Here is a 12,083-nt window from a genome sequence, read left to right on the forward strand (position 1 = left end):
TCAAATTATTTGAGGCAAATGTTCTGATCGCACAAAATACTGGCAATGAGGGTAGACATTCACCCGGCAAGCTCTTAGAATGCGCGCTCTTTCAGCGGCGGCTGTAGCTCAGTTGGTAGAGTCCCGGATTGTGATTCCGGTTGTCGTGGGTTCGAGCCCCATCAGTCGCCCCAAGAATTCAAGCCCCACAGCCCAGTGCTGGCGGGGCTTTTTGGTTTTTGGGCGGTAAAACCGTTTTCGCTATAATCACGCCCCTTTATTTCTGGAAAAATTTCGCCGTGAGCGTTCTTGTTGAAGAGATTTCCCGTCGCCGCACCTTTGCCATCATTGCCCACCCGGACGCGGGGAAGACGACGCTGACGGAAAAATTGTTGTGGTTCGGCGGTGCCATTCAGGTGGCAGGGGAGGTGCGGGCGCGCAAGGCTTCGCGGCATGCGACTTCGGACTGGATGGAGCTGGAAAAACAGCGCGGCATTTCGGTGACCTCTTCGGTGATGCAGTTTCCTTACCGCGAATGCATGATCAATCTGCTCGATACGCCGGGCCACGAGGATTTTTCGGAAGATACCTACCGCACCCTGACCGCAGTGGATTCGGCGGTGATGGTGATCGATTCGGTCAATGGCGTGGAAGCGCAGACGATCAAGCTCTTGAACGTTTGCCGCATGCGCGATACGCCGATTTTGACCTTTGTGAATAAGCTGGACCGCGAAGGGAAGGAGCCGATCGATCTGCTCGATGAAATCGAATCGGTACTGGGCATTGAATGCGCGCCAATGACCTGGCCGATTGGCATGGGCAAGCGGTTTCGCGGTGTGTATCACCTCTATAACGATACGGTGACTTTCTTTGACCCGCAGGCAGAAAAAGGCACGGCGGAGGTGATTCCGGGGCTGGGTAATCCGCGCCTGGATGAATTGCTTGGCGCGCAGGCCGAAGAACTGCGGCTGGATATCGAACTGGTGCGCGGTGCCTCGCACGCTTTTGATGTGCAGGCTTATTTGGCCGGCAAGCAGACGCCGGTGTTTTTTGGCTCGGCGGTAAATAATTTCGGCGTGCAAAGCCTGCTCGATGCCGTGGTTGATTATTCACCGGCCCCGGCGGCACATCCGGCGGTAACGCGGCAGGTGGAAGCGACAGAAGCGAAATTCTCCGGTTTCGTGTTCAAGATTCAGGCCAATATGGACCCCAAGCACCGCGACCGCATTGCCTTTTTGCGTGTTTGTTCCGGGCGCTTTGACCGGGGCATGAAGGTGAAGCAGGTGGCAAGCGGCAAGACCTTGTCGATCAACAATGCCATTACCTTCATGGCGCGCGATCGCAGCACGGCGGATGAAGCCTTTTCTGGCGACATCATCGGCATTCCCAACCACGGCACCATCCGTTTGGGCGAAACTTTCAGCGAAGGCGAGGAGTTGCGTTTTACCGGAATTCCTTCTTTTGCGCCAGAAATGTTCCGCTTGGCAAGAATTGGTAATCCATTAAAAATCAAGCAATTACAAAAAGGTCTTCAACAACTTGCTGAAGAAGGCGCGACCCAGTTGTTCCGCCCGATTTCCGGCACCGACATGATTCTCGGCGCGGTCGGCGCATTGCAGTTCGACGTGGTGGCGCATCGCCTGGAACACGAATACGGCGTGCAGGTGATTTTCGAGCATTACAACTGTTCGACCGCCCGCTGGATCGTTGGTGATGCGGCAGAATTGCGCCAGTTGTCCGACCGTTACAGCGCCAACGTCGCGCTCGATGGGGCGGATGATCCGGTTTATCTCGCGCCGAACAACGTGTACTTGAACATGGTGCGTGAAAAATATCCCAAGCTGCGCTTCCTGGAAACGCGGGAAGTGGCTTAGCATGGTCCTTTTCTTTGCTTGTTTTGCGCCATGAACCGCAGCACGATTCGTATTCAAACCGAAGATTTCGATGTCGGCCAGGAGCTTGCTGCGCTGCGTGCGGGCGATGCCGGAGCCGGGGCGGTGGCGAGTTTTCTCGGCCTGGTGCGTGATGTCAACGCGGGTGCCGGAGTGACAGGCATGACGCTGGAACATTACCCAGGCATGACGGAAAAATCCTTGCAGGCCATTGTCGATGCCGCACAAGAACGTTGGACATTGCGCCGGGCGCTCGTCATTCACCGTGTCGGTGCGCTTTTGCCTTGTGAGCAAATCGTTTTGGTGGCGGTGAGCAGCGCCCATCGCGGCGAGGCTTTTGCCGCCTGCGAATTCATCATGGATTATCTGAAAACCCGCGCCCCGTTCTGGAAGCGGGAAGAAGGCAGCGCCGGTGCGGCTTGGGTCGATGCGCGCGAAAGCGACACGGCGGCGGCGGCGCGCTGGGAAACCAATAAGCAAACGAATAAGCAAACAGATCGGCAAACGGCTAAGTCCATAGATCAAGCCGGCGAGTGCGAAGCATTCCCCCAGGCTGCGCCGGCGACCCCATGAGTGGCGCTGAGTTTTCCGAAAATATCGTTTTGAGCGCTGCTGTCAGCACGGAATTACCCGCGCTGGGCGATGAGTATTTCATGCGCGAGGCGATTTCTCTGGCGCACGCGGCGCAGTGTTTGGGCGAAGTGCCGGTCGGCGCGGTGGTGGTGCGCGATGGCGAGATCATCGGACGCGGTTTTAATTCACCGATTGGCGAGCACGATCCCACCGCGCACGCCGAAATTTCTGCGCTGCGCGATGCGGCGCGCACTCTGGGAAATTACCGCCTGCCGGGCTGCACCCTGTACGTCACGCTGGAGCCTTGCGCCATGTGCGCTGGGGCGATCATGCATGCGCGTATTGCCCGGGTGGTGTATGGCGCGCGCGATGCAAAAACCGGCGTGCATGGCAGCGTGGTGGATTTGTTCGGTGTCGAGCGCCTGAATTTTCATGCCCGTGTCGAAGGTGGCGTGCTGGCGGCGGAATGTGGCGGTTTGCTGAGTGCTTTTTTTGCCGGCCGGCGGCGGGCGAAATGAAGATGCGGGCATGAAAATTCAGATATCGGTGGCGCGGCAGGAATTGCTGCTTTTTGCTGGCGACCACCATGTTTTGCGCCGTTACCCGGTATCTACCGCCAAAGCCGGGGTGGGGGAGTGTTTCGGCAGCTTTCAGACGCCGCGCGGGGCGCATGTGATCCGCGCCAAAATCGGTGCCGGCCAGCCGGAAAACACGGTATTCGTACGCCGTCGGCCGACCGGGGAAATCTGGAGTCCGGAATTGGCCGCACAGTACCCGCAGCGCGACTGGATATTGACGCGCATTCTTTGGCTATCGGGCTGCGAACCCGGGCGCAACCGCTTGGGCGGGGTTGATACCATGCGCCGCTACGTCTATATCCACGGTGCGCCGGATTGTGCCGAAATGGGCGTACCCGGTTCGCATGGCTGCGTGCGGATGCGTAATGCAGATTTGATCGACTTGTTCGACGCAGTACCCTGCTATACGCCGGTAGAAATCTGCGAAAACTGAGTTTCCCGGCCGTCTGCGGCAAAGCTTTTTTCCAGTAATAAAGCTTCCCCCGTAGCTTTGCGCCAATACAGGGTAGAGGCGCGTGTGCCGTACTCGGGCGAATGCACGAATACGGCGGATAGCAGCCGCTCCCAGGCCAGCGGCACGCCGGTATCGGGGAGCGCGGCATCGCGAACGACTTGTCGGTCGGCCAGCAGAGCAAAAAAATCCTCACTCGCCGGCAAATGGGGCAGGGCTGCGGTAAAGGCTGCGCGTGCCTGAACAAGCTTGGGCCAAGGGGTATCGAGGCGGTGGTTGGACAAGCCATAAATACCCGGCGCTAAAACCTGCAATGCATCGACGCCGGATGCGGGGCGGTTACTCAAATAGACGAGCTCGTCCTGATCCGCGAGCAAAAGATTGAAACCGGCGTAGGCCGTCCCATCGATTTCCCTGGCAAATTCGAGCGGGCGGCGCGACTGGGCAAGAAAATTTGCCGTCAGTTCGCCGCGCGAACGCACCCCGGGCGGCGCGCCGGGTTCGCGGATATTGGTCACGGCGGCAAATTTTGCGTTGCGATGGGCGGCGAGCCAGGTGCCGCCGGCCTGGCGGTCACGGCCGCCGAAAATTTCCGGATGATCTTGCCAAAAGGCTGCCGCATCGCTGGGGCGATCGTGAAATTCGTCCCGGTTGGCCGCAACGACGAGCGGGTAGTCAGGGTGAATTTGCCAGCCGAAAACGATCAGGCACATTTTTAATCCGCGTAGACGGCATGCGCCGTGAGCGCGGCCCCATCGCGTGCGCCCAGGCGGGCAGAAGCGGCGTAATTGGCTTGAATCACCGCCAGCGCCGTAAAACCGCCGTCTGGTGTCGGTGCGCCGTTGACGATGCGCCCGACGGACTGGTCGGCCTGTTCTGGCGAAAAAATTTCCTCGCCGGCCAGGAGGGGAACAGTTGCGCTGACGCGGTACAGGTGGCGCTTTACCTTGCCCAGATATTGCGTGCGAGCAACGATTTCCTGCCCTGGGTAGCAGCCCTTGTTAAAACTTAAGGCACCGATTTTTTCCAGATCGAGCATTTGCGGCACGAAAGCTTCTTGCGTGGCGAGGGTCACCAAAGGCAAGGCGTTTTCGACATCCAGCCATTGCCACACCGGCAAACCGGCCGGGCGCGCCTTGTTCGCCAGTTGCGCCCAGAGATCCGGTGCTTGCGCCAGCGGACAAAAGAGAATGACCCGTTGCGCGTCCAGGCGCAGGATTTCGATAGCGCCGTGACGGGCGCAAGAAAGAAGCGCTTCCGGGCAGGGTAAGCCGGCCGTTGCAAGCGTTTCGGCAATTTGCGCGCCGGCCAGGCCGAGCACCACGAGGGCTTCATCTGCGTTCAGCGTCACCTTGGCGCGCAGCACATACATGCGCAGGCGCTTTTCGCAAAATGCACGCAAATCTTCGGCCAGTAACAGGCGGTAATTGTCGGCCTCACGGCTCACGATGAAGCTGGCCAAAAGCCGCCCCTTGGGCGTGCACCAGCCGGCGTGGCGCGCCGTGTGCTTGGCCAGCGCTTTGATATCGCTGGTCAATTGGCTGTGGAGAAAGTTTTGGGCATCGGCACCGCCAGCTTCGATGACCGCCAGATGCGTGAGCGGCACGAGCACGGTGTGTTGCGTGGCCGCCTGCAATTCGCCGCGCGCATCGCCAAAATCGAGCACGGTGTCGGCTGAAGGGGTGCCGTTGCTTGATTCTTTGGCCGGTTCTGAAAAATTAGCCGCCGAGGAAACAAGAAAGCTGCGCCAGTGTAAATTCATGAGAAAAATTCCTTGCTCGGGTTTCGCCGGCCGCAGAGCGGGGCGGAGAGGGGTTTGTGGGCTATTATAACGACCCTTGTCGCAGGCACTTTGCCGTCATTTTTGTTGTTTCTGCGTTCGCTATTTTTGCCTTGATTTTGCCTTGATCCGCTGTCGGGATTGCTGCACAGACCGGATTCAAGCCCCCGAGTTCCCATGCGTTTTACCCTGCGTTTATTACTTGTCCTGTTCTTGCTCGTTGCGCTCGCCAGCGGGCTGTTTTACGCCTGGGCAACGCAAACACTGCTGCCATCTTCTTCTGGCGCGCCCGCTGCGACACGCCCGGCGATTGAATTTCGTATTCCGCCGGGCAGCGGTTTGCGTGCCATCGTGCAGATCGTCAATGCCGCCGGCGTACCCTTGAATGCCTCGCTCTTTGCCGTGCTGGCGCGGGTGCAAGGGCAGGGCGGGGCGCTCAAGGCGGGCAGCTATGTGTTGGCCGCCGATGAAACCGCACAAACCCTGTTGCAAAAACTGGTGGGCGGCAAAGTCAGCCTGGTCAGTGTCGTTTTGGTCGAGGGCTGGACTTTTCGCCAGTTTCGCGCCCGTCTGGATGCGCAAACCACGCTGCAACACGATAGCCAAGGACTGAGCGAGGCCGACATTGCGCAAAAACTCGGTTTGACTTCGCTGGAAGGGCGGTTTTTGCCGGATACCTATTTATTTGATACCGGCAGCAGCGATTTCGATATCCTGCGCCGCGCCCAGCACGCCATGGACCGCGCCTTGGCCTCGGCCTGGCAGGCGCGCGCCGCCGGTTTGCCCTATAAAAACGCCGAAGAAGCCTTGATCATGGCTTCCATCATCGAAAAAGAAACCGGGCGCGCAGAAGATCGCACGCAGGTCGCCGCCGTTTTCGTCAATCGCCTGCGCATCGGCATGCGCCTGCAGACCGACCCCAGCGTGATTTACGGTTTGGGTGAAAATTTCGACGGCAATTTGCGCAAAATCCACCTGCAAACCGATACCCCCTACAACACCTATACTCGCGCTGGCCTGCCGCCGACCCCGATCGCCATGCCGGGGCTGGCCGCTTTGCAGGCAGCATTTGCGCCGGCGCAAACACCAGCACTTTATTTTGTGGCGCGCGGCGATGGCAGCAGCCATTTTTCACGCACGCTGGAAGAACACAACCGGGCGGTCAACCGCTATCAACGAGGCAGACCATGAGAGGCAAATTCATCACCTTTGAAGGTATCGACGGTGCCGGCAAGAGCAGCCATGTCGATTGGCTGGCAGAGTGCCTGCGCCAGCGCGGCTTGAGCGTATTGGTCACGCGCGAGCCGGGCGGCACGCCGCTGGGCGAAAAACTGCGCGACTTGCTGTTGCACGAACCCATGCATCTGGAAACGGAAACCCTGTTGATGTTTGCGGCGCGGCGCGAACACCTCGCCCAGGTCATCGAACCTGCGCTGGCGCGTGGGCAATGGGTGGTGTGCGACCGGTTTAGCGATGCCACCTGGGCCTATCAGGGCGGCGGGCGCGGCCTCGATAAGGCGAAATTTCTCGCACTGGAGCAATGGGTGCTCGAAGGTTTGCAGCCCGATCTCACCTTGCTGTTTGATCTGCCGCTGGAAGTGGCGCGCGAGCGCATCGTGCTGGCCAATCGCTCGCTCGATCGTTTCGAGCAGGAACGTGCCGATTTTCATGAGCGGGTACGCCAGGCCTATCTCGACCGGGCGCAGCATTTTGCCCACAGAATACGGCTGATCGATGCCAATCAAAGCTTGGAAGTGATTCGGAAAATTCTTGATGCAATACTTCAAGAAACAATCAAATCTAATTGATTATGAACATTTTAGAGCTTCATAAACCGACTTGGGAAGCCCTTGTTCAGCGGCGCCAAAAGTTGCCGCATGCGATTCTGCTCAGTGGCCAGCGTGGCATCGGGAAATTTTCCCTGGCCAAGAGTTTTGCCGCCGCCTTGTTGTGTGAAAAACCGGCGGCAGACGGGCGCGCCTGCGCGCAGTGTTTGGCCTGTAACTGGTTTGCCCAAAGCAATCACCCAGATTTTCGCCTGCTGCAACCGGCCGTCTTGGCCGCCCAGCAAAAAGCGGAAAATGAAGCGGAGAGCGAAAAAAACGTCAGTAAAGAAGGCGGTGAGGAAGCAGAAAGCGGGCGCAAAAAGAAAGCCAGTCAGGAAATCGTCATCGATCAAGTGCGCGCTCTCGATGAGTTTCTCGGCGTGGGGAGTCACCGTGGCGGTTTGAGTATCGTGCTCGTCAATCCGGCCGAAGCGATGAATCGAAATGCGGCCAATGCTATTCTTAAAGTACTTGAAGAACCTCCTGTAAATACTTTGTTTTTATTGGTAACTGATGAATCATCACGGCTCTTGCCTACGATTCGTAGCCGTTGCCAAAGTATTGCGGTCGGTGTGCCGGAAAGGTCTGGCGCACTTGCCTATATGCGTGCCAACGGCTTGGCTGAAGCCGAGCGCTGGCTGGCCTTGAGTGGCGGTGCGGTGCGCCTGGCCAGTGAAATGGCGGAAGAAATGAGTGCGGCGGGCGGCAAAAAAAATGCCAGCTCGGGCCACTGGCTGGCCCTCGTGCTCAAACATCTGGAGCAGGGCGAAGGGCACGACCCTTTGCGCGCGGCGGCCGAGCTGGACAAACTCATCCGCGAGCAAAAAGGGGCGCTCGCTTTGCGCCAGATCGTCGAGGTTTTGCAAAAATGGCTGATCGATCTGACGCAGGCGGCCAACCACCTGCCGGTGCGCTATTTTCTTGGGCAAAGCGATAAAATCTGCGCCCTGGCTGCTAAGATGCCCAGCGCCCGTCTGCTGCGTGCGTATCGCAAACTTGCCGCGCAGCGCCGAGAAGCCGAACAGCCCTTGAACGGACGCCTTTTTCTGGAAGGTGTTTTTCTTGATTATCAGAGTTTGTTCAGATCACGAACGAGTGAATGACGCCCATGAGTGAAGCCAAAAACATACCGCAGCGCCCGAGCGTACTTTCTTTGAATATCAATTCAAAATCAGCGCTTTACGCCGCATTCATGCCGCACGTCAAACATGGCGGAATTTTTATCCCGACCACTCGGGGCTATGCCTTGGGCGATGAGGTTTTCATGCTTTTGTCCCTGATGGACGACCCGACCAAACTGCCGATCGCTGGCACCGTCATCTGGGTGACGCCGCCGGGAGCGCAAAATGGCCGCGCGCAAGGCGTGGGCGTGCATTTCAACAACGACGAAAGCGGCCACGAAGCGCGCCGTAAAATCGAAGGTTTGCTGGGCGGCGTTCTGCAATCGGCGCGTCCCACCCATACGCTGTAAATTCCATGTGGATCGATTCGCACTGCCACCTCGATCTGGCAGAACTGGCCGGCGCTTTGCCGCAGATGTTGCGCGCGATGCAGGAAAAACAGGTGCGCGCCGCCCTCACTGTTGCCGTCAATCTCGAAGACTTTCCCCGGGTGCTGGCCCTGGCAGAACAGGCCGCTTGCCTCTATGCCAGCGTCGGCGTGCACCCAGAGTACGCTGAGGCGCAGGAAGCCACGCTGGAAGAGCTCTGCCGGCTTGCCGAGCACCCAAAAATCGTCGGCATCGGTGAAACCGGCCTCGATTACTACTGGCACAAAGACCAGCCGGAATGGCAGCGCCAACGTTTTCGCACCCACATACGCGCCGCCCGCCGCAGCGGCAAACCCCTGATCGTACATACCCGCGATTCCGCGGCCGACGTTTTGCGTATCTTGCAAGAAGAAGACGCCGGGCAGGTGGGCGGCGTCATGCATTGCTTTACCGAAACCTGGGAGGTCGCCCGGGCGGCGCTTGATTTGGGTTTTTATCTGTCTTTTTCCGGCATCGTGACTTTCAAAAATGCCGTGCAGGTGAAAGAGGTGGCGCAAAAATGCCCGCTAGACCGCCTCTTGATCGAAACCGATGCCCCCTATCTCGCTCCTGTGCCTTATCGGGGCAAGCGCAATCAACCGGCTTATGTCGCCTATGTCGGCGAGGAAATCGCCCGTTTGCGCGGGCTTACCCATGCGGCAGTCAGTGCCGCGACCTGCGCTAATTTTTACCGCTTGTTTAACATTGAACCCACAGAGTAGATGATAAAAATCATGAAAAAACTGTTCGCCCTGACCCTTATTGCCGCCTGCGCACTCCCTTTGCAGGCCAGCACCTACGACGACCTCATCCACGGTGCCATGCTTGGCAGCACGAGCGATATTCGCAGCCTTTTGCAACGCGGCGCTTCCGTCGATACCAGCGACCCGCAGGGCAACACCTTGCTCATGCTCGCCGCGCGTGATGGTCACAACGATTTGCTGAAACTGCTCATCGCTCACCGCGCCAAGCTCAACGCCCGCAACAGCGCCGGCGACACGGCGCTCGCACAAGCCGCCTTTCGCGGTCATTTGGAAGCCGTACGCGCCCTGCTCGATGCCGGTGCCGCGCAAACCGTCCCCGGCTGGCCGCCGCTGGTATATGCCGCGTTTGGCGGGCATAAAGAGATTGCCCAGCTCCTTCTCGCCCGCGGTGCCGACGTCAATGCCAGCCCCGAAAACGGCATGACCGCCCTGATCGCTGCCGCCCGCACCGGCCACACCGAAATCGCCCGCATCCTGCTTAAAGCCGGCGCAGACACCAGCAAAAAAACCGACCGCAACGAAACCGCCCGCCAAATCGCCTTGCAACACAGCAATACAGACATTGCCGAGTTGATCGATCAACAGGGCAAATAACTGCGCTTGCGCCAGGTTTTATCGAAGCGGATCAATCAGCACCCGGCCAGGGCGATCGTTCAACTCAGTTTTTGGAACAGTTTTTGCAGATAGGCGTTCGCACCGTCTTCCATGAACAAGACGTGGCGGTTTTCCAGATCGGCCTTCTTCACAGCATTGTTCATATTGAGCAGGTCGGTGAACTTGGTCGGGGAGAGTATGAAAGCATTCAAGACCAACGGCGCTTCGCCCGCCTTGGCCTGCTCAGCCAGCGTAGCCTCCAGCGTCTTCACTTCCTTGTACAGCCCCAGCTTGGGGTGCGACAGATCGAGATTGCGTAGCCCCTTCGGGTCGACGAAGCTCAGCCATTGCTTGGCTGTTCCCGTATCTGGCGCATCGTCCACCAGCCAGAGTAAAAAATCCGGGTAGAAGTTGCCCGCTAGGGCGAAACCCAAACCCTTGTTCGCACTGGCCGCATTGCGCAACAAGTACAGGCTGCGCGGGCCAATCGCTTCCTTACCTGCGCTGGAGTTGTAGAACGCTTCCAGATCGCGGACAAACCGTACCTCGCTTTTTGCGCCCAAGCCCAGCGGGGTTAATTTCAGCGGCACTTGTTTTTTGCCATCATCATTATCAAAACCCAGCAGCGGATAAAACAGATGCTGGTTAAAGCAAATGGCGACCATGTGCGGCGGGCATTGCTGACTGACTTGTCCCAAGTTTCCCTCGCTGATGAGCTGTTTCAGGGCTTCCAGCTGTGCCTTGTAGGTTTGGCCATCAGCGGAATCATTGATCAATAGCTTATAGCCGCCTTTGAGCATGGAGCCATCGTCCTCGTTCACATGAACAATGCCGTAGAACTGGCCTTCATAGCCCGCCTTCAGCGCCTTGTAGAAGCGGTCGGTGTAGTCGGTCAGCAGCCGGATCAGGAAGTCCTCCTGTTTGCGGATGTCGGCGAAGGTGGTCACGTTCAGTTCCGCCTTTGGCACGAACAGCGTGTACCAATCCTCTGCGCTCGCGCAGAAGTCGATCAGCTTTTGCCGTTCCAGTCGCAGATTGCTCCAGCCGCGCTGCAGCTTGCAGTTCTGCAAAGCCAGATAAATACGATTCCAATCGAACATCGGGAACAGCTTGGTGTCCAGCTTGCCCTCATGGTGCGCGTTCGTGGTGGTGACAGTAACGCCTTTGTCCTTGCTCGATAGTGCCTCCACGCGCGGGTAGAGGTCGAGCACCACATGGGGGGGCTTGATTTTGGGTTTTCCAGTCTCTTTATCGATGAACTGCTCTGGAAACTCGTAAAGGGTGGGGAAGACCTTGCGCTTGAACCCGAGTTTCTGATTGTCCTTGTAGCCGTCCTTGAGCGCCAGGGTCTTCAACTTCGTTTGAGGCAAATTAGCCTGGGTCGGGAAATCCAGGGTCAGCACCTCCGTCACACCTTCCTCGCGCAGGTAATCCTTGAATGCGGCCATGTAGCTGGCGCGCACGCCGAAGATGTTGAGCGTCTCCAGCTTGTCCAGGTGCAGGCCTTTGGGCCTCTCATGCGGCAAGCTGCGCTTGAGCGAGAAGCCCTTGCCCTTCAAGCGCACCCCGCGTCCGAACAACTGGATGATCTGCGAGCCTTCGCCCTGGCCCATGTTCAAGAGGCCCATGGTGGATACGCGCCAGCTACTCCAGCCCTCGGTGAACTTGCGCGAGCCGATCAGCACATTCAGGTGGCTGTCCTTGTTGTTCAGCGTGCCGAACAGCGCGCCACCGAAATCGTCGCGCTCGCTGTCAAAGGCCTCGGCTTCCTGCGCCATGGCGAATAAACCGGCATCGTCGCCGATGTTGATCAAGCCAAAGGCTTGCGCATCGCCTACGCGCAAGGCCAATTCCCCCTTGCTGCTCTTGATGTTGACCAGTTTCAAGCGCTGACGGGCCGGGGCATTGAACACCCGCAGCAAAATATCGGCATAGAGCGCATCCAGGGCTATCGCATACGCAGATGTCGTAAACCCTAAAAGAAAGTCGTTCACAATCAATTAGTTATGACAGGGGCTTATGGACCTTGGGCAAATCGGGGCTACTCTCGATTTTTGTCGGGGGTAGAAATGACACTGACGGAAGCCTTTGCCGAGTTGCCGGATCCGCGCACGGGGC

Annotated in this window: 13 protein-coding genes and 1 tRNA gene; 11 read left to right on the plus strand and 3 right to left on the minus strand. The window is 58.2% G+C overall.

Annotation, left to right across the window (positions count from 1 at the left end; genetic code table 11):
- Positions 1 to 97: 97 nt before the first annotated feature.
- The 5 genes from ACM62Q_RS07965 to ACM62Q_RS07985 all read left to right on the plus strand — a co-directional run bounded on the left by ACM62Q_RS07965 (position 98) and on the right by ACM62Q_RS07985 (position 3,455).
- A tRNA-His gene (locus ACM62Q_RS07965) sits at positions 98 to 173 on the plus strand.
- A gap of 105 nt (positions 174 to 278) precedes the next feature.
- A complete protein-coding gene (locus tag ACM62Q_RS07970; protein WP_415035328.1) occupies positions 279 to 1,853 on the plus strand; it encodes a peptide chain release factor 3 in 1,575 nt (524 codons plus the stop codon).
- A gap of 30 nt (positions 1,854 to 1,883) precedes the next feature.
- Positions 1,884 to 2,444 (plus strand): molybdopterin synthase catalytic subunit MoaE, encoded by a 561-nt coding sequence (moaE, locus tag ACM62Q_RS07975; RefSeq protein ID WP_415035330.1) that lies wholly within the window; start codon positions 1,884 to 1,886, stop codon positions 2,442 to 2,444.
- A gap of 62 nt (positions 2,445 to 2,506) precedes the next feature.
- Positions 2,507 to 2,962 carry a tRNA adenosine(34) deaminase TadA gene (gene tadA, locus ACM62Q_RS07980; RefSeq protein ID WP_415035353.1) on the plus strand — a complete coding sequence of 152 codons (456 nt, stop codon included), beginning with the start codon at positions 2,507 to 2,509 and terminating at the stop codon, positions 2,960 to 2,962.
- Between the two features lie 10 nt (positions 2,963 to 2,972).
- Entirely contained in the window at positions 2,973 to 3,455 is a 483-nt protein-coding gene (locus tag ACM62Q_RS07985; protein WP_415035332.1) for a L,D-transpeptidase family protein, read from the plus strand.
- Here ACM62Q_RS07985 and ACM62Q_RS07990 read toward each other — a convergent pair.
- Together ACM62Q_RS07990 and ACM62Q_RS07995 are read right to left on the minus strand one after the other, a co-directional pair.
- On the minus strand, positions 3,425 to 4,186 hold the full coding sequence (locus ACM62Q_RS07990) for an NRDE family protein (protein WP_415035334.1): 762 nt from the start codon (positions 4,184 to 4,186) through the stop codon (positions 3,425 to 3,427). The genes ACM62Q_RS07985 and ACM62Q_RS07990 overlap by 31 nt on opposite strands.
- Positions 4,187 to 4,188: 2 nt before the next feature.
- The gene (locus ACM62Q_RS07995) at positions 4,189 to 5,235 is read right to left on the minus strand and encodes a YgfZ/GcvT domain-containing protein (protein WP_415035336.1); all 1,047 of its coding nucleotides are present in this window, start codon (positions 5,233 to 5,235) and stop codon (positions 4,189 to 4,191) included.
- Positions 5,236 to 5,430: 195 nt separating this feature from the next.
- Between ACM62Q_RS07995 and mltG the strand changes: the two genes are divergently transcribed.
- The 6 genes from mltG (at position 5,431) to ACM62Q_RS08025 (ending at position 9,965) form a co-directional block, all read left to right on the plus strand.
- Positions 5,431 to 6,444, plus strand: coding sequence for an endolytic transglycosylase MltG (gene mltG / locus ACM62Q_RS08000; RefSeq protein ID WP_415035337.1), 1,014 nt, complete (start codon positions 5,431 to 5,433; stop codon positions 6,442 to 6,444).
- A complete protein-coding gene (tmk, locus tag ACM62Q_RS08005; RefSeq protein WP_415035339.1) occupies positions 6,441 to 7,061 on the plus strand; it encodes a dTMP kinase in 621 nt (206 codons plus the stop codon). Before mltG ends, tmk begins: the two co-directional genes overlap by 4 nt.
- A 62-nt stretch (positions 7,062 to 7,123) precedes the next feature.
- Positions 7,124 to 8,182 (plus strand): DNA polymerase III subunit delta', encoded by a 1,059-nt coding sequence (locus ACM62Q_RS08010; protein WP_415035341.1) that lies wholly within the window; start codon positions 7,124 to 7,126, stop codon positions 8,180 to 8,182.
- A 5-nt stretch (positions 8,183 to 8,187) separates the two neighbouring features.
- Complete coding sequence (locus ACM62Q_RS08015) at positions 8,188 to 8,550, plus strand: PilZ domain-containing protein (protein ID WP_415035343.1); 363 nt, start codon at positions 8,188 to 8,190, stop codon at positions 8,548 to 8,550.
- Positions 8,551 to 8,555: 5 nt separating this feature from the next.
- Positions 8,556 to 9,329, plus strand: coding sequence for a TatD family hydrolase (locus ACM62Q_RS08020; RefSeq protein ID WP_415035345.1), 774 nt, complete (start codon positions 8,556 to 8,558; stop codon positions 9,327 to 9,329).
- Between the two features lie 12 nt (positions 9,330 to 9,341).
- Positions 9,342 to 9,965, plus strand: coding sequence for an ankyrin repeat domain-containing protein (locus ACM62Q_RS08025; RefSeq protein WP_415035347.1), 624 nt, complete (start codon positions 9,342 to 9,344; stop codon positions 9,963 to 9,965).
- Positions 9,966 to 10,024: 59 nt separating this feature from the next.
- Here the strand turns inward: ACM62Q_RS08025 and ACM62Q_RS08030 are convergent, their stop codons facing one another.
- Positions 10,025 to 11,779 (minus strand): hypothetical protein, encoded by a 1,755-nt coding sequence (locus tag ACM62Q_RS08030; protein ID WP_415035349.1) that lies wholly within the window; start codon positions 11,777 to 11,779, stop codon positions 10,025 to 10,027.
- Positions 11,780 to 12,083: the final 304 nt, after the last annotated feature.

The organism is Azonexus sp., from assembly GCF_047638095.1.
Taxonomy (GTDB): domain Bacteria; phylum Pseudomonadota; class Gammaproteobacteria; order Burkholderiales; family Rhodocyclaceae; genus Azonexus.

What these genes read in the sequence shown, in the direction of transcription:
- moaE (WP_415035330.1), top strand. Translation starts at nt 1,884, where the DNA reads ATGAACCGCAGCACGATTCGTATTCAAACCGAAGATTTCGATGTCGGC.
- ACM62Q_RS07985 (WP_415035332.1), top strand. Translation starts at nt 2,973, where the DNA reads ATGAAAATTCAGATATCGGTGGCGCGGCAGGAATTGCTGCTTTTTGCT.
- ACM62Q_RS07990 (WP_415035334.1), bottom strand. Translation starts at nt 4,186, where the DNA reads ATGTGCCTGATCGTTTTCGGCTGGCAAATTCACCCTGACTACCCGCTC.
- ACM62Q_RS07995 (WP_415035336.1), bottom strand. Translation starts at nt 5,235, where the DNA reads ATGAATTTACACTGGCGCAGCTTTCTTGTTTCCTCGGCGGCTAATTTT.
- mltG (WP_415035337.1), top strand. Translation starts at nt 5,431, where the DNA reads ATGCGTTTTACCCTGCGTTTATTACTTGTCCTGTTCTTGCTCGTTGCG.
- tmk (WP_415035339.1), top strand. Translation starts at nt 6,441, where the DNA reads ATGAGAGGCAAATTCATCACCTTTGAAGGTATCGACGGTGCCGGCAAG.
- ACM62Q_RS08015 (WP_415035343.1), top strand. Translation starts at nt 8,188, where the DNA reads ATGAGTGAAGCCAAAAACATACCGCAGCGCCCGAGCGTACTTTCTTTG.
- ACM62Q_RS08020 (WP_415035345.1), top strand. Translation starts at nt 8,556, where the DNA reads ATGTGGATCGATTCGCACTGCCACCTCGATCTGGCAGAACTGGCCGGC.
- ACM62Q_RS08025 (WP_415035347.1), top strand. Translation starts at nt 9,342, where the DNA reads ATGAAAAAACTGTTCGCCCTGACCCTTATTGCCGCCTGCGCACTCCCT.